22 protein-coding genes and 1 pseudogene are annotated in these 22,151 nt (G+C 49.9%); 13 read left to right on the forward strand and 10 right to left on the reverse strand.

Translation table 11 applies throughout. The features are described from left to right. The first annotated feature begins 40 nt into the window (after positions 1-40). The 7 genes from OU421_RS08220 (at position 41) to OU421_RS08250 (ending at position 5,336) form a co-directional block, all read left to right on the forward strand. Positions 41-1,300, forward strand: a complete 1,260-nt coding sequence (locus OU421_RS08220; protein WP_268185614.1) for a DUF1015 domain-containing protein — start codon at positions 41-43, stop codon at positions 1,298-1,300. A 281-nt stretch (positions 1,301-1,581) separates the two neighbouring features. Next, positions 1,582-2,007: a hypothetical protein gene (locus OU421_RS08225; RefSeq protein ID WP_268185615.1), complete on the forward strand. Its 426-nt coding sequence runs from the start codon at positions 1,582-1,584 to the stop codon at positions 2,005-2,007. Further along, the gene (locus tag OU421_RS08230; protein ID WP_268185616.1) at positions 1,998-3,095 is read left to right on the forward strand and encodes a DUF7287 family protein; all 1,098 of its coding nucleotides are present in this window, start codon (positions 1,998-2,000) and stop codon (positions 3,093-3,095) included. The genes OU421_RS08225 and OU421_RS08230 overlap by 10 nt, the downstream gene beginning before the upstream one ends. Continuing rightward, positions 3,089-3,658: a DUF7288 family protein gene (locus OU421_RS08235; protein ID WP_268185617.1), complete on the forward strand. Its 570-nt coding sequence runs from the start codon at positions 3,089-3,091 to the stop codon at positions 3,656-3,658. The genes OU421_RS08230 and OU421_RS08235 overlap by 7 nt, the downstream gene beginning before the upstream one ends. Then, a complete protein-coding gene (locus OU421_RS08240; protein ID WP_268185618.1) occupies positions 3,646-4,080 on the forward strand; it encodes a hypothetical protein in 435 nt (144 codons plus the stop codon). The genes OU421_RS08235 and OU421_RS08240 overlap by 13 nt, the downstream gene beginning before the upstream one ends. Before the next feature lie 6 nt (positions 4,081-4,086). Continuing rightward, entirely contained in the window at positions 4,087-4,530 is a 444-nt protein-coding gene (locus OU421_RS08245) for a hypothetical protein (protein ID WP_268185619.1), read from the forward strand. A 5-nt stretch (positions 4,531-4,535) separates the two neighbouring features. Next, positions 4,536-5,336, forward strand: coding sequence for a DUF7289 family protein (locus OU421_RS08250; RefSeq protein WP_268185620.1), 801 nt, complete (start codon positions 4,536-4,538; stop codon positions 5,334-5,336). Positions 5,337-5,502: 166 nt separating this feature from the next. Here OU421_RS08250 and eif1A read toward each other — a convergent pair whose 3' ends face one another. The 4 genes and pseudogenes from eif1A to OU421_RS08265 all read right to left on the reverse strand — a co-directional run bounded on the left by eif1A (position 5,503) and on the right by OU421_RS08265 (position 7,472). Further along, on the reverse strand, positions 5,503-5,874 hold the full coding sequence (eif1A, locus tag OU421_RS08255) for a translation initiation factor eIF-1A (protein WP_268185621.1): 372 nt from the start codon (positions 5,872-5,874) through the stop codon (positions 5,503-5,505). 141 nt (positions 5,875-6,015) lie between these two features. Next, positions 6,016-6,672 (reverse strand): protein-L-isoaspartate(D-aspartate) O-methyltransferase, encoded by a 657-nt coding sequence (locus OU421_RS08260; protein WP_268185622.1) that lies wholly within the window; start codon positions 6,670-6,672, stop codon positions 6,016-6,018. A gap of 122 nt (positions 6,673-6,794) precedes the next feature. After that, positions 6,795-6,878: pseudogene (locus tag OU421_RS13075) on the reverse strand (hypothetical protein); the annotation flags it as partial. 180 nt (positions 6,879-7,058) lie between these two features. Further along, a complete protein-coding gene (locus OU421_RS08265) occupies positions 7,059-7,472 on the reverse strand; it encodes a pyridoxamine 5'-phosphate oxidase family protein (protein WP_268185623.1) in 414 nt (137 codons plus the stop codon). Positions 7,473-7,871: 399 nt separating this feature from the next. On the opposite strand from OU421_RS08265, the gene OU421_RS08270 reads away from it, so the two are divergent. After that, positions 7,872-9,494, forward strand: a complete 1,623-nt coding sequence (locus tag OU421_RS08270) for a DEAD/DEAH box helicase (protein ID WP_268185624.1) — start codon at positions 7,872-7,874, stop codon at positions 9,492-9,494. Between the two features lie 162 nt (positions 9,495-9,656). On the opposite strand, the gene OU421_RS08275 is transcribed toward OU421_RS08270, so the two are convergent. Then, positions 9,657-11,303, reverse strand: coding sequence for a hypothetical protein (locus OU421_RS08275; protein ID WP_268185625.1), 1,647 nt, complete (start codon positions 11,301-11,303; stop codon positions 9,657-9,659). Positions 11,304-11,533: 230 nt separating this feature from the next. On the opposite strand from OU421_RS08275, the gene OU421_RS08280 reads away from it, so the two are divergent. Then, positions 11,534-12,433, forward strand: coding sequence for a 4Fe-4S binding protein (locus tag OU421_RS08280; RefSeq protein ID WP_268185626.1), 900 nt, complete (start codon positions 11,534-11,536; stop codon positions 12,431-12,433). A 120-nt stretch (positions 12,434-12,553) separates the two neighbouring features. Here OU421_RS08280 and OU421_RS08285 read toward each other — a convergent pair whose 3' ends face one another. The 3 genes from OU421_RS08285 to OU421_RS08295 form a co-directional block, all read right to left on the reverse strand. Beyond that, positions 12,554-13,858, reverse strand: coding sequence for a BaiN/RdsA family NAD(P)/FAD-dependent oxidoreductase (locus OU421_RS08285; protein WP_268185627.1), 1,305 nt, complete (start codon positions 13,856-13,858; stop codon positions 12,554-12,556). Between the two features lie 58 nt (positions 13,859-13,916). After that, positions 13,917-14,732 (reverse strand): pyrroline-5-carboxylate reductase family protein, encoded by an 816-nt coding sequence (locus OU421_RS08290; RefSeq protein ID WP_268185628.1) that lies wholly within the window; start codon positions 14,730-14,732, stop codon positions 13,917-13,919. Positions 14,733-15,566: 834 nt separating this feature from the next. Beyond that, positions 15,567-16,460 carry a hypothetical protein gene (locus OU421_RS08295; protein WP_268185629.1) on the reverse strand — a complete coding sequence of 298 codons (894 nt, stop codon included), beginning with the start codon at positions 16,458-16,460 and terminating at the stop codon, positions 15,567-15,569. Positions 16,461-16,566: 106 nt separating this feature from the next. Here OU421_RS08295 and OU421_RS08300 point away from each other — a divergent pair, with 106 nt between their 5' ends. Continuing rightward, positions 16,567-16,776 (forward strand): DUF5683 domain-containing protein, encoded by a 210-nt coding sequence (locus OU421_RS08300; RefSeq protein WP_268185630.1) that lies wholly within the window; start codon positions 16,567-16,569, stop codon positions 16,774-16,776. A gap of 88 nt (positions 16,777-16,864) precedes the next feature. Here the strand turns inward: OU421_RS08300 and OU421_RS08305 are convergent, their stop codons facing one another. Further along, positions 16,865-17,395 (reverse strand): hypothetical protein, encoded by a 531-nt coding sequence (locus OU421_RS08305; RefSeq protein WP_268185631.1) that lies wholly within the window; start codon positions 17,393-17,395, stop codon positions 16,865-16,867. Positions 17,396-17,619: 224 nt separating this feature from the next. Next, entirely contained in the window at positions 17,620-18,102 is a 483-nt protein-coding gene (locus OU421_RS08310) for a peroxiredoxin (RefSeq protein ID WP_268185632.1), read from the reverse strand. A gap of 351 nt (positions 18,103-18,453) precedes the next feature. Here OU421_RS08310 and OU421_RS08315 point away from each other — a divergent pair, with 351 nt between their 5' ends. From OU421_RS08315 to OU421_RS08325, 3 genes are read left to right on the forward strand one after another with little or no spacing between them, the layout of a single operon-like run. After that, complete coding sequence (locus OU421_RS08315) at positions 18,454-20,403, forward strand: ATP-binding response regulator (RefSeq protein ID WP_268185633.1); 1,950 nt, start codon at positions 18,454-18,456, stop codon at positions 20,401-20,403. Next, positions 20,372-20,740: a response regulator gene (locus OU421_RS08320; protein ID WP_268185634.1), complete on the forward strand. Its 369-nt coding sequence runs from the start codon at positions 20,372-20,374 to the stop codon at positions 20,738-20,740. Before OU421_RS08315 ends, OU421_RS08320 begins: the two co-directional genes overlap by 32 nt. 10 nt (positions 20,741-20,750) lie before the next feature. After that, positions 20,751-21,905, forward strand: a complete 1,155-nt coding sequence (locus OU421_RS08325; RefSeq protein WP_268185635.1) for an ATP-binding response regulator — start codon at positions 20,751-20,753, stop codon at positions 21,903-21,905. Positions 21,906-22,151 lie beyond the last annotated feature (246 nt).

The following is a 22,151-nucleotide window of genomic DNA, read 5'->3' on the forward strand; positions in this document are numbered from 1 at the left end:
TAAATGACGCACCCGAAACCTTCAGGCAGGTATTTTCGTTATGGTCCAGATATTTAGTTTCCGGGCGTTTCGCCCTCCGGCAGAAGAGGCACAGCAGATTGCCTCTGTTCCGTATGATGTGGTAACCACCGATGAATCACGCGCAGCCCTTGCAGAGAATCCGCAGAGCTTTCTCCAGGTCATCCGTTCGGAAGCCACGCTTCCCGCAGACATTGACCCTGCGGCGCCGGTTGTTTATGAAACTGCCGCTGCAAATCTCCAAAAAATGATTGATGAAGGTCTTCTCATGCAGGATGCGGAACCGGGTATTTACCTCTACCGTGTCAAGCAGGGCGGCAGTATCTACACCGGGTTCGTGGCGAACGTCAGTGTGGACGATTATCGGGACAATAAGATAAAACGTCATGAGCATACCCGCTACGACAAAGAAGAGGACCGGACACGTCATATTGACGCAACCAATATGCACACCGGTCTTGTGGTGCTTCTCTACCGTGACCCCGGCGAGATATTCCCGTATGTCGCTTCTCTTATTCCGGAGGGTGCACCTGATGGTGTCGCAAAGAGTGGTGGTGCGGTTCATGAAGTATTCCGCATCGCTGATCCCGAGGCGATCACTACCATGCAGGAGATGTTTGCAGGCGTTGATGCCTTCTACATCGCAGATGGACACCACCGCGCGAAATCGTCGGTCAATGTAGCAGACAAACGCAGTGAGGAAGGGCGGCTTACTCCCGAATCCGAACGGTTTATGGCGGTCATCTTTGCAGAGAACCGGGTGAAGATTCACGGCTACAGCAGACTGGTGCGGGATCTGGGGGATTATACCCCTGAGAGCTTCATGGCAGAGCTTACAAAGTCCTTTACGGTGAAGCCATACGGTGATATTGACGATACCGTCTTCTGTATCCCGCCGCTTGTCGAGCCGGCGTCGCCGGTGCATGTGGTGCACATGTACATGGGTGGTGTCTGGTATGAGCTCTCCCGCCCGGTGGATGCCGGAGCAGATCGCATTGCCTCACTGGATGTTTCCGTCATCCAGAAGACCGTCCTCGAAGGGATGCTGGGCATAACTGACCCCCGTGGTGACCCGCGCCTGCAGTATCTGGGCGGTGCCCGGCCGCTCTCGGACCTGCAGAATCGTGTGGACTCGGGTGAATTTACCCTTGCATTCTCTATGCAGCCTGTTCGTGTGGATGATGTGCTGGGAATTGCAGACGATGGAGGGGTGATGCCGCCGAAGTCGACATGGTTTGAACCAAAACTTCTCAGCGGTCTCGTGCTTCATTCACTCGAATAATCCTTTATTTTAAATATTTTCTGCGAATGGTTAGGATACCTTAAATACCGGTCTAATACGAAAAGATATTCAAATACCGGGCGTTATATCAATCTTTATTATCCGGTATTGCAAAACAATCAGTAAGGAAGGCTTTCTGTATGACTAAATACGGGGGGGGGCTTCTCCTGCTACCTGGGGTTCCGGCATTTTGCTATGGTTGTATAGCAGGGGAATTGATATTTTCAGGGGGGCATTCCCAGACATTTGGTTCGGAAATACCCACGGAGCGAAGCAAAGGGATGGCTCTTGATGAAGTGCCGGCTGAAGATGCTCTCATCCGGTATGAGGAGATAATCTCAGGGAAGAATCAGCTTGTTTTTGCCGTTCGGGAAATGCCGATGACCGCAGGCGGGCGTGCATCGTCTTATACCTTCTTTGCACGGCCGGAAAATGAAGTCCGGAGAGTGTTCCTTAATCAGAGCGGGCGGGCCCGGAGTGAGTATGAATGGGAAACGGGTGTTGGTTTCATCCACGGCCATGCGGCGGATGTTCACTCTTCCGATGATATCTTCGGCCTCCATGAAGAGAAACTCTCAGGGTATTTCATAACAGAGGGGGCAGAGGCAGACACCTTCCTCAGCACCGACATCTGTGGGGCTTCGATCCATAGGCCGGATCTCTTTGCGTCATTTTGGTTTAATGAATATACAGGGGAGTGGATGTAATAAGACGAATAGCAGATGAGGATGCGATCCTCTCGATTGATTTTCTGGCAGGGTTTACGATCTTTATTCTAGCACTTATTATGGTCATATCGCTTGTTCCGGGGGTTCTTGCAGGGATTCAGAGTGAGAATATCGACTATGATGCAGTTGCCTACCGGACATCAGTGATCCTGGTGGAAGATCCGGGAGCACCGGATAATCCGTCATGGGGTCTGATGTCTCCCTATGATATGCAACACAAAGATGAGATCCAGCGCCTTGGTCTTGCGGTGTCCAAGGAAACTCCCAATATTCTCTCCCGGGAAAAAGTAGACAAATTCTTTAATCTCGATCCTGATTCGGATTTTGTCTTTTATGCAGAGGATTATCGTGATAAGGTCATCTTTGGTGACTTCACGTATCTCTATAATATCTCCCTTGCGACCGGGGGTGATGTATACTACGCAGGTGGCGGAGATCCGGTGCCTACCTTCCAGTACGGGTACATGCGGCGTCTTGTCAAGGTGAAGGAACCTTCTGCAGCGGATATTTGTTTCAATAACTATTCCCAGTATACGGGGGACCTCGCGGCGAGCGAAAACAGCACTTCTGAGGAATTTGTGGTGCATATCCCGTACGGTACCCTTATCAACCGAACGGTGAATCCTGCATACCGCATTGACCCTCAGTCTGAGCAGCTCTCAGTCACTCTGGAAAATATGTGGTCTCACCTGAATGAAACAGACATAGAATGGATGAATTTTGAGGATATGGGACTTTATATTGGTGGAAGCAGTGATCCCATTCCGGGTTTATATCCATGGGCAAATAGCACCTATTCGCTAACGTTAAATGGGAATCCACGTCGTGCAACAGGAGTATCATCTGCAGTCGACAACAGTTCGGTGATTACACTGGAGCTCTATCCGCCACTCCCGTTCTCGAAAGATATCACCACAGATCTAAATGTAAACTTCAATTTCTCCTATAAGTTCAAAGACAGCAACGTGACGCACCAGTATCTGAGCGGCATGCACCAGTATGACTATACTGCAAATGTGACACAACCTGATCTTGTTGACGGTGTGATGGAGGTTGCGATATGGTGATGAATGACGAGGGGCAGCTCTACACGATTGAAGGCATCACCGCAGGGGTGATCATGCTTGTGACAGCGTTTACCATATTCAATACCGGGATTGTCTACACACCGGGGGATGCACATATCACGGATATGCAGATCCAGCAGCTGGGATATGACGCCCTGCAGATGATGGATACGCCGGCGGATTCATCTCCGCTTTCAGTAAGTCCGCTTGCATCGATGGTTTTGAATAAACATAAAGGGATGTCCGATACCGAATTTAACAGTGCATTTTCTGAATATCTGAAAGCAGAAACGGGCACAACCGATATTGTTAACAGTCTTGAATTTAATGCAACGGTCTACAACAGGGTGAAAGGAAATACCGTGAATCCTGAGGATGATTATATCCATTCCTATCACTTCAGCAACTCTGCTCAGTATGAAGAAAGCCAGTTGACCCGCGAACCTGCCATCAGTGTCACCAGATATGTATGGTTACCTTCCAGTCCGGGTGGATATGGGGCGGATGAATACGACGGCGGTGAACAATTGGTTCTTCTGGAGGTGCTCATATGGAGACGCTGAACGATGAAGGACAGTGGATCGTGATGATGGGTTTTCTCGTTGCAATCGGCATGTTTGTGCTGGCAATAATTGTCAGTCAGGCACCGCTTGTCGGCCAGACAACCGCTGAGTCGGTGATGGAGTTCCCGAAAAATGAAATACAGGATATCCGGGGAAAACTGGTTTCAATGGGGAGTACACTGCCGGGAGATCCAAATCCGAATATCCTTCAGAATCGCTTCCGTGGTGATATTGCACTGCTGTCAATGTCACGCAACAATGCGATTACAAACTATTCTATTGACGGATCATACTGGGTGGAAAATGGAACGTACAGTGATATCTTCTACAATTATCATCAGATTGATATCCATTACAACAATGGTGTCACTGAATACAGTGAATCCCTGCTGCTGCCGCAGTGGGATCCGAAGGGGGTGTGAGAATATATGAGGGGAATATGCAGAAATCTGGACGATGACGGCGTCTCAATGATGACAGAATATCTGTCAATCACCTTGCTTCTGGTGTTCATGTTTGTCGTCATGATGTTTGTGGTGAACGCCGGTCTGATTGAAGGACCGTCTGACACGCTGAAATATCACTCGTACGTTGATATTGGAAACGGAGTGAGTGTTCGTATGGTTGACCTGTATGCCATCGCACCAAACGACGGAACCATCCGGACACAGTTTGACCTGCCCGATAATGTAGCGGGAGAGGAATATGAGGTTTTCCTGAAGGGTAGCGAGGAGAGCCAGTTTATCAGAGTTACCGACGGGTCTGTTTTGGCTGAGATAGCCATATCGGGTATCGGTGCCACCAGAGGGGTCACCGGACAAACCACCGGCGGGGGGTATAATATAATCTCCTATGACTCTGCAGGGGTGTGATTTCAATGAAGATAAAAATAATAGAAGATGAATCAGGGGTATCTGAAGCCATTGGGTTTATTCTGGTATTTACGATTGTCATTCTCGGAATTTCAATTGTGACGCTGTATGGATACCCGGCGCTTGCGGATGCAAGAATCAGTTCGGATGAAAAGATTATGGAGCAGAATATGATCGTCCTGCAAAATGACATCAAGATTCTGACCAGAAGCAATGTGCCGTACCGTGATACAACCATCGGGGTCTCGGGTGGCAGTATATTTGTAACCAACTCGAGTCAGGCAAATGCTGAGGGTGGTGAGCATTTTAACATCACATACTATGTGGATGACACGTTTACCAATATCACGACGTACTACCCCGGATCGATGGAATTTGTCTCTGATGAAGGGACTGCGGTAATCTCAGTTGCCAATGGGGCGGTCGTCAAACGCCAGCAGGACCTGGGTGGTTCTGTCATGGTATCCGATCCCCGCTGGTTTTATGATGAGACTGAGGGGACGCTTGTCATCTTTATGACATCCCTGAACTCGACACAACCGATGGCTCTGGGCGGCATCGGGACTATCCAGATGGCGATGCTCACGCCTCCTGTGATCCATGACTATAGCTACAGTATACAACGCCCGGTAATTATTGAGTATTTCCCTGATCCCGATGATGATTATTCCCGTGCCTGGGAGACATATTTCACTGGCCCATACATTGTTGCGAGTGGTTTCACACCGGTTCCGCCAAATGCCTACAGGCTTGATGTTGACCGTTTAGTCATAAAAGAATATACCGTTGATATCCTGGGAATCTAATCCGATTTCTTCTTTTTTGCAAAATTATTATTAACAATCTTCCAGCCGTGGCTGAACGCCTGTCAACAGGACCTGATGACCGGACCTTCACAATTATGATGGAAATCCCGGAGATAAAAGAATATGCGATTGAAATCCTGCGGGATTCAATCCTGAATTATTATGTTCAGAGATATTTGTTGCGCTGCAGCCACTCACGCTGTGGCCGGGTGTAGCGATAGATGATGTCGCACTTTTCGTCCTGGAATGACCACGGTACAACGATTAACACATCCCCCTCGCGAATCCAGACACGCTTTTTGATCTTCCCTTTAATACGGCCTGTACGTGTCACCCCGTCAAAGCAGCGTACCCTGATATGGTTTGCACCGAGCATGAGATCTGCTTCTGCAAACATCTCCCGGTTTCTTTTATTGGGCAGTTTCACCCGTACGATTGCAGGTGGTTCGGCCTGCCCGCTTTTTTTTCTGTTTTGGTTTGCCAGAAGACTCACTCCTTTTATATTTATATGCTCTCTTCTGATAAAAAGGTCATCCATACCTGTGATTTAAAAATAATATCTGATATCTGGCTTTTTTTCCGAAATTGGTGGTCATATTTCATTCAGTCTCATATACTTATTTTTTCGGGGATGGTTGGAATATTCTTCTCCTGATTGATTATTTCGGTCCGTCTTCGGTCAGGAATGGCTCCACCCCTCATTACCTATCAGGGGGACAAACCGGACAGCACCATGGTGAGAGACCGTCAGCGAATCCCCCTTTTTGTGGATACAGGTCAGTACCTGCACATCCATGTCTCCGACAGGAATTGCCATTCTTCCGCCATCAGCCAAAAGAGCTGTCAGTGAGGGGGGAACATCCGGTGCTGCAGCAGTGATGATTATCCCATCAAATGGTCCTTCCACTTCCGGCAGTGCGGTACCGTTCCCGGTGATGATGGTGACATTCTTCACATCTGCTTTTTTCAGATTTTCTTCTGCGAGATCTGAAAGTTCGGGAATTCGTTCCACTGCGGTGACTTTGCACCCGATCTCTGCGAGTATTGCTGCCTGGTACCCGGATCCTGCCCCCACTTCAAGAACTCTGTCTCCGGGTTTTGGTTCAATCAGCGCTGTCATAAGTCCCACGATATATGGCTGGGAAATCGTTGCCCCATGTCCTATGGGAAGTGGACAGTCGTCATACGCGTCGTCCTGAAGGTTTTCAGGGACAAAAAGGTGACGGGGTACCCGACGCATGGCGTCAAGCACAAGGGGATCTGAAACACCCCGCATCCCTATCTGTCTTTCAACCATCTGTTTGCGCTGGGCCGTATACCATATGTTTTCTCCCATCTGCATGTCTCCTCCTCTATATGCCGATTCGGCATCTCAGTGTCCTCTGCGGATATGGCGTGTTCTTCTCCATCGGGTTCTCTTTTGCAGACTCCACCCTGATATGCCCTAACATTCTGCACCTACTCTTCTTTTGACGGATGCAGGCAGAACCGGCCCCCTGAAAGACCATACTTCTTTGCAACGTCATAATTTGGGCAGTTGCAACCCTTACTCCCCTGTCATCATATTTAAATGTTGAATGCCACAGGTTCTCGTATTTCTGGTCCATCATATGGGCTATCTGCCATCCTCACGAGACGCGGCACACGGGTAAAAATGCCCTTACCCGAATTCTCATTGCGTGCATTCGCCGGATGGACAAGGGAAATGGGATGGAGGGGTAATCATCTGTTCCAGATTTCCGGTTCCATCACAGGGGGAGTATAATACTCAATAGTCTTTGCAACAAAGACCAGAAGAATGAAATCCGGATTGTCGATGGAACCGAAATATTCCTCAAACACCGGGTTCCAGTAGCGCTCTTTTGTCTCCCGGTCTTCATGCACTTCTGCTGTTGCAGATATTCCGACATATGGGTCGGAAAATTCCACTCCAGACCATATGGAGATGGCCGCGTCCGGGTGGGCCTTTAGCTCCCCGACCTTGCGGGTGCTCTTCATGGTTCCGGCAACAAGGCTCATGTCATCATATCCGCGAAGTGCCATGAACCGCACCGCAGGCTTGTTCCCGGCGATGGTAGCAACGGCGCCGACATGCATGCCCCCCATCACCTGCAGTATCTTCTCCTCAAGATTCATGCTGTCCATTGTGGCAGAATGTGGATATATAGATGTGGGCTGCGCGTGAGGATACAGACGTTTTTTTCAGCCATCTCACTGTGCCCGGAAATCAGCAGATTATCCGGGGTGAGCATTTGAAATCCAGATGGGCACATTTTCGACGTTTTAAGGGATATCAGCTGGTATTATCCGTTATTTGTGTCCGTTGAAATCCCGTCGGGTTTCCTGTGATCCGTAAAAAACGGTATTAATACACATGCTATTTAATAATCATTCTGGTTTTAACGCGGATATCGGGCGATAATAACAGACTTTTGCGATGGACCTCCAATTTTTCTTTCCGATGGGCGATATGGGACTCTGGATACCTCTCCTCAACACAGTACCTAATGAGGTATGGGCGCGCATTATTATTGAATGGAAAACTTTTTTCGCTTCTCGACATTTCCCATATCACCGGAAATAATCAAAGCAATAGAAGATATGGGATTTGAAGAGCCAACACCGATACAGGTGCAGGCAATCCCCCCCATACTTGAAGGTAAAGATGTGACCGGCCAGGCACAGACCGGTACCGGAAAGACCGCAGCATTCGGTATTCCGGCCCTTGAATGTGTTGACCTGTCCTCGAAACAGACACAGGTAATTGTGCTCTCCCCGACCCGTGAACTTGCAATCCAGACGGCTGAAGAGTTTAACCGGCTTTCAAGATACCTGAAGAAGATTCATGTCCTTCCGGTTTATGGTGGCCAGCCTATTGAACGGCAGTTCCGGGCGCTGAAGGCCGGTGTGCAGATCGTGGTCGGCACTCCCGGACGTGTGCTGGATCATATCGACCGTGGAACGCTCTCTCTTGACACGATTAAGATGGTGGTTCTGGATGAGGCTGACCAGATGCTGGATATGGGATTCAGGGAGGATATTGAAAAAATTCTTGCCGAGACTCCCGATGAACGCCAGACAGTGCTTTTCTCAGCAACTATGCCGAAGCCAATCAAGGAGATTTCACGTCGGTTCCAGAATAAACCGGAGTTTGTACGTGTACAGCACCGTGAACTGACCGTCCCCCAGATTGAGCAGTTGTACCTTGAAGTCCGCAACCGGGAGAAAATTGAGGTTCTTTCCCGTATCCTTGAGATGTATGATCCAGAACTCTCACTGGTATTCTGCAACACCAAGCGTGCGGTTGATGAACTGACAACCCAGCTGCAGACACGCGGGTACTTCTCTGAAGGGCTCCACGGCGATATGAAACAGTCACAGCGTGACCGCGTGATGGCAAAGTTCCGCAAGGGGGCAATTGATGTCCTTATTGCAACCGATGTTGCAGCACGTGGTATTGATGTGGACGATGTGGATCTTGTTATCAACTTTGATGTTCCGCAGGATGTGGAATATTATGTGCACCGTATCGGACGCACGGCACGGGCAGGACGACAGGGGCGTTCCATTACCTTTGTCGGTCCAAAGGAGATCTACAAACTCCGGACGATCCAGAAGTATGCCCACATCAAGATTTCCGCCATCCCGCTCCCAACCGCCAGAGATGTTGAACGGACGCGTATGCGAAACCTCGTGGAGAAGATCAAGGAGATGGCAGACGATGGTGACAACGACAAGTATGTTGAGATCGTTGAGCAGATCATGGTCGACGGCTACACTTCGCTTGATATTGCCGCAGCCCTCTTAAAGATGAAACTGGATACCGGTAACGACACTGATGATGAAGTGGTCATTTCAGCAGACGGGTCGGGTCACTCCGGCATTGTTCAGCTCTGCATCAATCTAGGCAGGGAAGACCGCATCCGGCCGAAAGACATTGTCGGGGCCATCACCGGGGAAACCGGCATTACCGGTAAAGAAATCGGTGCTATCAGCATCTATGACACCTACTCCCATGTGGAGGTTCCGCAGGAGAAGGCAAAGCAGGTTGTTGAGGGTATGGCAGGGAAGTCCATCGGCGGTGTAAAGCTTGTCAATGGGAAAGCCATTGGCTATGACTGTCCGAAGGGTGGAAAATCCCGGAAAACCCGATATTAATCATTTTTTATGCCCACTGGAATCCCCGGCAGGCCTGGAATTCGTTCTTTTGATCGTTTGATCGTGTCATCCGGATACTGATGTTTTTTGTAATGGTATTTGTGTAGTGATAGCCGCTCTGTGTTGGTTATTTTTTCTGTGTAGCGATGCCCCCACAGGAACCTACATTGCCTCCACCTGACGGAAGCGGAATATTATGCGCCAGTCCTGTTGTTCACGCAGGGTAACCTCGTTCATCTCCTCGAGAAATTCACAAAGGTCTTTCATATCTTTTGCATGCTGAACCTGATTCCTGATGGCGGTGAGATGACGAACGGTGTGTGCATAGCGTTCGGCATTGCGCTGGTATTCCCGCTGCAGTCGGAGTGCGGCAATGGCTGAACCGGCGGCGGGGAGCGTGATGGTAAAGAAGGCCAGAAGCATCGGCACCCGGAACGGGTATTCTGTTTCCCAGTGCCCAATGCCGGTTGCATGTATCACTGCGAGAATAAGGGTGATGAAAAAGATCGCGACGCCGGCACGGGTCAGGAGTGCATACGTACGCCGTGCAGACGCACCCGCCTGTTCATAGAACGCGAGACGGTTTGTGATCCATGCCGATCGGAAGAACTTCTTAATAGGTACATAGGGGATGTCCAGGCGGCAGTAATGGATGGGCCGCGATTCCATAATATCTTCAAATGCCATCACCATCCAGTCATTTGGGCGGTGTGCGAGGCTCATGTGGGGGGGAGCGTCCGGTTTTTCACACTGGATGCAGATGATGCAGAGGAAGAATGCCGCACGCAGGCGTTCTGCGAGGAAGTTGTAATCAATCCACCGCCGGTGAAAATCCCCGTGGCGTGTTGCGTACATGAGGAGAATGATAAGGGAGATCTCAAACACCTCCACCCACACCAGCCACGGCATCTCCGGCAGAAAGAGGGTCTGGAATGTGATTGTGGCAACTGCAAGGGCGGCGAGAAGGGTCACCGCTGTGCCCGTCCATTTATGGAGACGCTGGTATTTTTTTACCAGAAGACGTGTCCGGGTAAAATACGGGAGCAACGATCCGTAGATCGGTTCCAGTATGTTGTCATCGAGTTGTGCCTTCTCCGCCTCATCACGCAGTGTTGTGAGATAGCGCCGGTAGGTGGCGGTATAGTGTGAATTTTTCACGTCCTCTTTATTATACTGATTAAGCTGGGAATAGGAATCAAATATCATATCGTCATGGGCCCTTTCATATTGTCTCCCATTCACCGGATTGACTGCAATGATGGTCCGCCCCTTGTTTCGGGCAAGATCAAAGACGCTCCCCGGCCGATAGAGTGCCACTCCGGGTTCCCATTCCCCAATGAGGAGCACCAGCGTGCAGTCTTCAACAATTGCATCGTGAACCGGGTTGTATCCGGGTGTTGCATCTTCTTCATGAACGGTTTGGATGACATGGTCTATGTCCCCCTCGAACGGACAATGGCCCTCATCCGGTTTTCCCTCCCCACAACGGATGAGCACAATATCAGGGTGCGGGATGGATTCCCAGATGCTGTCTGCGAGCAGGGCCTCAAGGATGATGTGCTCCGGTCCCGCCTGGTGGGGAAGAATAAACTGGTAGGTGTGTGGTGTCACGGAGAGGGTGGTTTCGAGACGCAGGAGGATTTTATTAATTGCCTCCAGCAAAGGGCCTGCCGTGAAGTGGTGCTCTGTTACAATGAGGCCTATCTGCACGATGGCTGTGAGGGGGCCCGGCGGATACATGGAGTACTCTGATGTCGCTGTGTCTGCAGGCACCTCACTGAAGGTTCTTCTCTCGGTTTCTGCTGTCATCTCTGTTTCTATCCTTCCTGTGAGCGGCAATAAAGGTTTCATGAAATATGGTGCAGGGTATTGAGGTGGACATACGGTTTGCGGTTGCATATCCATGAGATTCTGTCACTCCGGATAGGTAATCGCGTAGCCGTTTGGAGGACATCGTGGTTGATTCCGGGTAAAAGTATATCATCTGTGTCGGGAATCGGTTTATACCGTAAAGCGGCATGGTCCGGAGGAGATAATATATGAGCGGCAAAGGTGGAGGAGCAGGTGCAGGTACCGGTGGTCTGGGAGGGAATCTTATTCCCCGGACAATAGGGTTTGCGTATGCAATTATAGGGGTGATCGCACTTGCGATACTCTGGTATACCAGAAAGATAAACCGCAGGAAAGCATTTGTATTTTTACTCATTTCAACAGCACTGGGTTTCTTAATATTCGCCCCGGTTGCGCCCCATAATTTCCAGCAACTGCTCCTGCGCGATGTTTCGGCACTGGGCGCCTCCCTGGAGGTGGCGGCGGCAGGGATGACTTTGCTTCTTGCCCTTTCCCTCGTATTTGGACGGATATTCTGCGGACATATCTGCCCGGCAGGTGCTGTACAGGAACTTGCCTCCCTTGTACCCCTGCCAAAATTCGGGAAGAACTGGAAGCAGGCAACTCTTGGTATCCGGGCGGTAGTCTTTGTTATTATCCTTGCAGCTGCATTCGGCTGGTCTGTCGGCATTATTGATTATTTTGGCCTGAAAGAGTTCTTCTCACTGGATGTGGTATCTGTTCTCTTTTATGTCTTTCTCGGGGTGCTGCTCCTTTCAATGGTGGTTTACCGGCCGTTCTGCCGGTTCATCTGCCCGTATGGGCTGCTTCTCTCCTTAACTGCGGCAGTGAGCGCCTTTAAGTTCAGGCGGACGGAGAAATGCATTGAATGCGGATGCTGCGAACGGGTATGTCCTACGAATGAGGCAAAAGTGGGTGACCGGAAATCAGAATGTTATATGTGCGGCAGGTGTGTTGAGGTCTGTCCGGTGGAAGGCGCCCTTGTCTACCGGCGTGCAACGGGCCGGTGGTCTGCTGTAGGCGTCTCTGATGAAAAGGGGGCCGATACGATTTCCCCACCCGGATGTGCCACTGAATCCGAAGGGTGAATTCCTCTTTTTATCTTATTTTAGGCCCGGTTCTGAGGTTTAGAATCCGGATGAATGGAAATGATGCAGATTTGTCCTGCAGCAGATCTGTTTTAGGCAGGTTATCTGGGGTCACGCACATTATGCGCTCTTCAATATTATGGCATCTGCAGCGAGTGCAGCGGTTGAAAAGGCTGCCTGCAGGTTATATCCGCCGGTGTCGCCGTCAATATCCAGCACCTCCCCGATACAGTAGAGGCCGGGCACGTCCTTTGCTTCCATGGTCTTCTGCCGGATGGCATCCCGTGCCACCCCGCCCCGTGTCGCCATCGCGGTTGCATACCCTTCTGTCCCTGCAACCGTGAGCGGACAGTCTGTCAGGTAGCTGATCAGCATATTTCGTTTAGGTTTGGTGAGGTGGGCGCAGGTGGCATCATGTGCAATGCCCGCGAGATTAAGGAGGCGAAGAATAAACCGTGCGGGGATCTCTGTTTTGGCAAGAACCGTCTTCACCTGCCGGTTTTTTCCTTCTGCTATGATTTCAGTGATATGTTTCCTGGCTTCGGTTTCATCCGTACCTGCCGCAAATCCCGCATGCAGACAGTCTCCGTCCCGCACATACCGGGAGATGTGCAGAGCACCGGGCCCGGAGATGCCATTCGTCGTGAGAATGATGTCGCCTCTCACCTCCCGGATCTTCCTATCGTCCCGGTAGAGCGAGAGCAGGACGTCGTCAAATGATATGCCGGTTAACCCACGGAAGGGATAGTCCCGGATAATCACAGCAGCGAGTGCCGGGCCCGTCTCGGTGATGGGGAGTCCCAGCCTGCCGGCGAGTGTATACCCGTCACCCGCTGACCCGGTCGTGGGGTATGAGGCTCCCCCGGTTGCAATCACGATGTTTTCTGTGGTGTAACAGCCATCAGCGGTTCTGACAGAGAAGTAGCCGTCTGTATGTTCAACTGACTGCACCGCCTCTACGCATCTGATTTCAACGCCGGTCCGAAAACATTCTGCAAGAAGGACCGAGAGGACATCCTTTGCAGTTCCTGTTTCCGGAAAATATTTGCCGTTTTCATCGGCGGTGAAGATGATTCCCCGTTCCCGGAAAAATTCCAGCAGGTCAGTGTTTTTGAAGTTCATCAGGGCGGGCCGCAAAAATTTCCCTCCGTCCCCGTAATGCGAAAGGAATTCAGCCATTCTCCCGGTGTGGGTGAGGTTGCATTTGCCGGCGCCGGTGATACAGAGTTTTCTCCCGCAGGAGGGCATCTTTTCGAGAACCAGTATGCGCCGGTTGTCTCCGGCAGAACGGCAGGCGCAGAAGAGTCCTGCAGGGCCTCCGCCGATGATTATCGCGGTATACCGGGTATCTGTGTTTGCCAGATCTCTGCCGGAAAGTATTGTTTTGTCTGACATGTCCTGTGTGAGAGTATCATTTGTGTTCATGCGGTATCACCCTTGGGAATCCTTACCGTATGACGAAAGCCGGACTGTTTTGGTTTCCTTACTCCTCAGAGGGTCCATTCCTGAAGGATGCATGTTTCCTCGCTGTTGCAGTAAACAGTTCATCACAGACTGCCGGGAAGTCCCGGGAGATTACATGCACCCCAACTTCTGTGATCCCTCCCGGTGTCGCCACCCGGCTGATGAGATCTGCAGAAGATGTATGAGGAACTTCCAGAAGGGCGCCTGTTCCGATAAACGTCTCGCGGGCAAGATGTTCTGCCTCATTTGAGGGGATGCCGGTCATCCGGGTGGCGGCAGCGGCAAATTCACGAACCATTGCTGCAAAAAATGCCGGAGCACAACTGGTGAGGGTGGTATACGCTTCCATTTCCGATTCTGTGATCACAACCGGTGTTCCGATAGCCCCGAAGAGGGAAAGTACCTTTTCGCGATCAGCCGGTGCAGTGTCCTCTGAAAATACGATGAGTGAGACACCTTTGAGCTGTTCAGAAGTGACAGAGGGTATCACCCGGACAACACGGGCCGGGGTATGTGCTTCGAGTTCGCTGACAGGTACATCTGATGCGACCGAGATGAGGAGTTTGTTACTTGTCAGTTGTTCCGTTATTTCCTGCATGACCGGCACGACATCCGGTTGCCTGACACAGAGAATAATGATGTCAGCATTCGCGGCAAGGGCACGGTTGTTTGCTGCCTCCTGAATTCCTGTTTCAGCTGCAATTGCGATGCGTGCCTCCGGTGTCCGGTTTGCGGCAGATATCTGCCGGGGAACCGCTGCTCCGCCCCTGATAAATGATCGGATAAGCATACTCCCCATGCTTCCCGTTCCGATGATCCCGATGCGTCTGTCCATGCGATATTTCACACCCTAGTATTCTCTCTTTTTTGGTTTAATGGTGGTCTGCTATTGAATGGGCGGGCATCCCGTGTGAATCTGTCAGCCATTCAAACAGCTATTTCTTCAGCCAGCGGCTGTCGGGCGTTACATGGTTGATACTGATGGCAGAATTCCGGATATCGCGTGGCCCGTCAGACAAGGGATCTGATGAAGAACAGAGGATGCCGGTCTCCGTTATTGAGGGGGAATTTGCTCCTCGTCCGCCTGACGGACTATTTCCGTTCGTAGTGATACGCCCCTCCCGATAAAAAAAGGGTTCTGGCGCACACGGAAAGACGCTTTTTCGCAGATGCGCTTGCAACCTTTATGGGTACACACCCTTTGGGACAAAACCCGGGGTCCCTGATATATCCGGGATGATGTCTGCATGTATCCGGATCAGGAATAGAGGCAGGCGTATCATCCTGGGAGCCGTTGTGGTACTACCTCTGTAATCTCTGCCCTGTTTATACCGCGACGAATCAAAAGGGATGCATCACACTTCTGATCTGTTGGAGACACCGGTCATTTGCTGGTGGCACAGGATAATTGTTTTTCTCTGGTTCTGTCTGGTGAGAAAAACAAAAAAAATTGGATGAAAATTGATAGCCATTTTCTTTCCAGGAAGAACATTTTGTCGATCAGAAACACCTGCACCATATTGTTAATACATTCTTAGTGGGTAATGGTGTCAGTAAAGTCTCTGACCATAATAATAATGATTAATCGTGATATATAGTGCTATGCATGGCAACATTGCAGTACATTTTTCATCGCAATAAAATATTCATAAACTCCTCTGTTACTGTTTTACCGACCGGCGGCTCCAATTTCGTGGATGATAATCAAACGCCACTGGGTGCCATGTATTCCTATTGTCGTCCAGTAGGCCTCTTTCTGCACGATTCCGCCAAAGCCGGTTTCATAGAATGTATAGGTGTCATATCCTGACCAGTTGCCGGCATAGTGATGGGCAAAGTCCTGAATTTCCGGGAAATCTTCATAGAGGGATTCGTTGAAGGTTTCTTTGCCGATCTCCGCCGTGTCTGCGTCATAGAGGATGCGCCCGTCCGTCTGGGCTGCCATGATGGAATACGGGGTGCCTTCCACCGCAGGGACAGCATATCTGCCGATGATTTCATCTGGTGCAAATGAGAGACTCACCAGTCCCGTGAGGCATTCTTCTTCTGTGAAGACAGGATATTCAATGACAGATGCATGTCCCCCCTGTTCAAGAGGAAACAGATCGCTCATCAGGGCCTGTTTCGTTGCAAAGAGCGTCTCAACCACGCTCTGGTTTCCGAGATTCTTTCCGATGAGTATATCGGTTTGTGTTGCGGGAACGCCGGAGAGGACCGTCCCGTCTCTGTCCACAGTGATCACGGTTTTACCGGCAGGGTCAGCATAGAGGAGTGTTGTCAGGGGCTCGTGGTAGTATGCATGCCCGGAATCAAGGCCTGTTTCAGAGAGTGCGGCTGCTGTTTCTGCTGTTGTTTTATCCAGTGCCAGAAGCTGTGTGTTGATATCACCCTGCAGTGTGCCGAGTATCCGGAGCATTTCGGTGTGTGCTACTGTCTCATCGGGAACCAGGTCTGCTGACGTATCCGTCGCAACGCATCCTGCAGAAAGGATGACTGCACAGACAAACGCTATTGCGATGAGTGCAGGAACATATCTCCGAATATCGGGTGTAATTGATCCCATATCTTCTGTCACACAGAACTGTTACGGGAAAAAGTGATTTATTCCTTTGCCATAATTTCACTACCCGAACCAGCAAATTCATCTCTCTTGAACGAGATGGCTATATATGGCATCTCCCCTGTTAGCGTTGATATTATCATTCTTTATTCCTGGTCTGGGACAGTTTTATACCGGACAGTTTCTCAAAGCAGTCCTGCTCTTTGTTGCAGCAGGTGTCCTGGCATTCTTTTGGTTCACCCTTATTGCCATCCCGCTGTATCTCGTTGTCTGGATATACAGTATGTATGACGCGTATACACAAGCGGCAAATGAGTGAGGAAATGATTACAATTCCCTAATAATTACCGTTTTTTCCACTCATATATGCCTCCGTGATATCCGGAATTGATGAACCGGATATATGATTACGGGAGGGGAACAGAGGGCTCCTCTCGTATTTCCCCTTCTTCTTTTCTGATTTTATCCTCGCTGAGGCACGTGTGTATCATCTCCCGCAGACGATAGAGGGTCTGCGTCTCTGCATATCCGCTCCCCTGCCATCGAATGACACCACCCGCGTCAATGAGGTACACGTATGCGAGTGAATGGTCCTGTATTTCAAGGGGTCCTGTCAGTTCAGATGCGCTGCTATAGATGGTCATCACATAGTCGTGGTTTGCAGCCGGGATGCCTGAACGCATGCCGCTGTCAATCATTTTTCGCATCGGCCTCCAGATAGCTGATGTGATCACGGGAATTTCATAGATGGCGATGTTTTCTGCGTCATGAAATTCCTCCTTTATGGGGTTCACCCAGGAATCAATCATATCCTGTGCTTCCCGAACAAATGCCACGACAATGAGTGCTGGTGCACCTCTTGCTGCATCAGGGAGTGTTTTTTTCTTTCCGGACAGTGTTTCTGCGGTAATTTCCGGAAACCGGAATCCTGTCACCATGGGGGGTGAATAGTTTTTCTGTATGATGAATCTGTCGGGTATCCCGTGTATCGGCGGGTATGGTGGATATTGTGCTGCATAATCTGTTGGACTTGCAGGGGGCCGTGCCCTCTTCTCCGAAATAGGCAAAAATTGTGGGTATCGGGGGTGTGGCTGTCTCTGCCGGAATTGCTGTAGCGTCCGGGTTGATGTTTTGAAAAGGAAATAACAGAAAAAAATACTATTCAGCCGGATATCTCCTGTAGTTCCTCCAGCCTCTCCTTCACGGCTTTCACATGGCCGGTCACCCGTACCCGTGGCCAGACTTCACGGATGGTGGCATCCGGTCCGATGATATAGGTCGTTCGCACTATCCCCGGTATCTCCCGTCCAAGTATTCGTTTGGGCTGCCATGCATGGTACTCTTCAATGACTCTGTGGGATTCATCGGAGAGAAGTATGATCTTCAGACCATGGGTGCCGGCGAACTTTGCATGACTTGTGCACGAATCTGCACTGATTCCGATTATTTCTGCGTTGAGGTGGGAAAATGCAGTAAGTTCCTCATTGAACCCCTTTGCCTCTGTCGTGCATCCGGGTGTATTGTCCCTTGGGTAAAAATAGAGGATGACCCATTTCCCGGCGAAGGCGTTCAGACAGATTTCAGTATTGTCCTTGTCCGGAAGGCAGAATGCCGGAGCCGGACTCCCGATGGATAGTACCTCCATAATTCATCCCTGGTGGAGTAGCAGGCGCGATACTATTTATAGTATTTCTCCTGGTTCGGGTATTTCGATGGCATTGTATCCTGTTGTTTGGGGATTTTCATGGCTTGAATGGCGCAGCAGTCTTCGGAGAGAAGCGTCACTTCGGATACGCATCTCCCCGGGTGACGTTCCAAAGAAATATCTCCGGTATTCTTCAATTGATCCTGAATACAGAACGATGCCCGTATGGTTCGTTAATTTTTGATATCTCAGTTAAATTGACAATGTTGCCAATTATTTGGCCAAAATGGAGGGATATCGGGTCTAATGTCGTTAACGTCTATATAATATTAATGAAAAATACAACATGGTATGAAACTTCAGACAAGAGTTCTTGTCGTTTACCTCTGCATTGCAGTCATGGTGATTGCTCTTGTCGGAATTTTTCTCCCTGTTACTCTTAATCAGCAGAGCCTTGATACTGTCACCGGAAATACGAATCAGCAGCTTGCTCTTGTGGATTACTCTCTTTCCGGTTTTATCAGCAGCATGAAGGGCCATGTTCTTGAAATATCTCTCTATCCGGTCGTACGAAACCCGGATGATGAATCCTTCACTAATTTCCTGAATGCCGATGAAGACACCTTCGCGTATGCCGTAACGGAAGAAGAGCAGGAGATAATCACGATATTTAACAGCTTTCGTACAACGAATCAGTACGTCAATTCCGTCTATATGGGAAGGGAAAACGGAGCATTCGTCCGTTCGCACGAGCGTGCACAGCCCACGGCATATGATCCGCGGGAACGCCCGTGGTATATCCTTGCAGCACAACATCCGGATTCCGTTATCGTGACAGAACCATATTCTTCCCTTACCACGCAGGATGTGAATATCGGTGTGGTAAAAGCGCTTCTTGATGAAAACGGCACGGTATACGGGGTCGTCGGTGCTGATATCACCCTTACCAACATGACAGATTATGTCACCGGGTTTGATCCGGGATGGGGCGGCGAAATCATCATTGTCGATACTACCGGGGTCATCCTCTCCGGGCAGGACCCGTCCTATCTCTTTATGGATATCGGCGAAGTTCTTCATGAGAAGAGATCCGAATTTATGGACACCGATTCCGGCACGATCCTGCTGAACGGTAATTATCTGATCTATTATACCTCCCCTGAACTCGGGTGGAAACTGGGGATGTTCATCCCTGCCTCGGAAATTCAAAAAGAAACGAATGAAGCAATATTTACGGTCCTGACGTATCTGTTCGCAGCGCTCATTCTCCTGAGCGCATTTTCCCTGTATTATCTTCGCCGGGAGATCATCAGGCCCCTGTCGGATCTCACGGATGTCAGCAGAACGATTGCCGAAACGGGTGATCTCGATCAGGAGATTCCTCTCACGGGCACCGATGAGATCGGCGTTCTTGCCCGTTCCCTGAAAGATATGGTGGAAAGACTCCATTCGGATGAAGTAAAGCTCAATGAAGCCCTGAAGTGTGAGAGGGAGGCGCAATCGGCACTAAAAGTGGCGCATGACGAGCTTGAAGAGAAAGTCAGTGAACGGACACGCGAGCTTGCCGAAGTGAACGAACACCTGAAAGAGCTTGACCGGTTAAAATCGATGTTTATTGCCACCATGAGTCATGAACTAAGAACACCCCTGAATTCTATAATTGGGTTCTCCGGTATTCTTCTGAAAGGCTGGAGCGGCGACATCAATGAAGAACAGATAAAACAGCTGACAATTATCGATAGCAGCGCACGTCACCTGCTGGGGCTTATAAACGATGTTATCGATATCAGTAAAATAGAGGCGGGTACGATTGAATTATCTCTCTCTTCGTATGATCTGGTCCCGGTCATATCCGACGTCCTCTTATCATTCAGGGAGAGTGCAAATGAACAAAAGATTGCGTTGTATACGGACATCCCCGAAACGCTGGAGATCTTCGGAGACGAACGGAGGACAAAACAGATCCTCATCAACCTCATCGGAAATGCCTTTAAATTTACCGATGGGGGCTCTGTTACGGTTACGGCCGGAACGGATGGCGATACCGTACATATTTCAGTAACGGATACCGGCATAGGCATTCCCGAGGGGAGTGTACAGAGACTGTTCAAGCCGTTCATCCGCGTGCGCACAGAAGGAAGAATGACCGAAGGTACCGGCCTGGGGCTCTATCTTTCCCGGAAGCTTGCACGGGCTCTGGGAGGGGAGATAACCGTTGCAAGCAGTCCCGGCGAGGGAAGTGAATTCACCGTAATTCTTCCGCTGGAGAGTGAGAACATTGACAAAGATCCTGATTATTGAAGACAATCCGAATAACCTGTACCTGATTCGTTTTATCCTGAACCAGTATGATTATGAGGTAATTGAGGCAGAATCAGGAGAAGAGGGTGTCCGGAAGGCTGAAGCTGAAGTACCCGATCTCATCGTAATGGATATCCGGTTGCCGGGTATAGATGGATTCGAAGCGACACGCCTTATTCGGGAATCGGAGACAACGGCTGAAATCCCCGTAATCGCCCTGACGTCGTATGCTATGGCAGGAGACCGGGAGAGAATTCTTTCTCTCGGATGCACCGGATATATTGAAAAACCCATTGAACCCGATACCATTATTGCACAGCTCACTCACTATCTGTAATGGAGCATAGATGAAAATTCTTATCGCTGATGATAAAACGGAAAACCGGTATCTCCTGGAGTCGGCTCTCCATGCAGGCGGATATGAGGTAATTTCAGCGATAAACGGATATGAAGCACTTGAAGTCCTGCATACGACTCCGGTGGATATGATCATCACCGATATCCTGATGCCCAGAATGGATGGTTTTCAGCTGTGCCGGCTGGTAAAAGGCGATGAGAACCTGAAGAAGATCCCATTAATCTTCTACACCGCATCGTATTCGACAGCCGATGATGTGAAATTCGGCCTCGAACTGGGGGCGGAAAGGTATATCCTCAAACCTATCGACCCGGAGGAATTCCTGGATATTATCGGGGATATACTGCATGATGCCGATACGACTGTCCCTGTCAAACCGGTGATGGAGGGATATTCCGATAATCTCTATCTGCAGCAGTATTCACGAAGGGTCTTCCGTCAGCTCGAGACGAAGATTTCTGAGCTCGAAGGAATGAATGATGAGCTGACTGAATCCCAAACAGCACTCAAAGAAAGCGAAGAAAAGTTCTATACCCTCTTCAACAGTATCAGCGAATCCGTTTTTTTCCATGAGAACCGCCTGGAAAATGGAGGGAGTCGTATTATGGAGGTAAATGCTGCCTCCTGCAGGATGCTTGGGTATTCCCGTGACGAACTGGTGGATCTGGCGATTGAGGATCTATGCGGTTCGTTCATCGGCAAAGATGATCCCGGGGAAATGGCCTCCCTGCGCAGCGACGGAAATGTATCCTTTGAATGCGATATGAAACGGAAAAACGGTTCCCTTATTCCGGTATCCGTCAAAGGCAGCCGTGTCGAAATGAACGGAGAGACGTACGGTCTATCCCTTGTCCGCGACCTGACCGCCGAGAAGGAGAGCAGGAAACGTGAAGAAGAGGCATTGAGAAATATCGAATGCAATCTGACGCAACTCGCAATCCTGAACGATGAGATACGAAACCCTCTTGCGATAATCTCCGGCCTGATTACCTTTGAAGAGGATAAAATCTCTGAGGAGATACGAAATCAGGTTACGATAATCAATGATATCGTCACGAAACTGGATCAGAGATGGCTCGAATCTGAAAAAATTCGTGATTTTTTACTGAAACATTACAATTTTATGCCTGAATACCGGGAATGAGAGTCTCCCCGATTCGTGGTTAAGACCATGCGGCAACGGCTCCCGATCATCGTCGGGAAGTGTGTCGGGACGCACCCGGAACGGCCGACGCCGCGTTCGCGCTTTTACCGGTTTCGCCCCGCATGGTGCAGGAAAGAGCGTGGTGTCACGCAGGATTGGGATGAACGATTATCTTTCGGTCTTTCACGGCACGGTCATACGCTTCCCATGTCATATTCGAATAATTCAGAATATATCTATTTCGAT

It is taken from the genome of Methanogenium organophilum (assembly GCF_026684035.1).
GTDB classification, from domain to species: domain Archaea; phylum Halobacteriota; class Methanomicrobia; order Methanomicrobiales; family Methanomicrobiaceae; genus Methanogenium; species Methanogenium organophilum.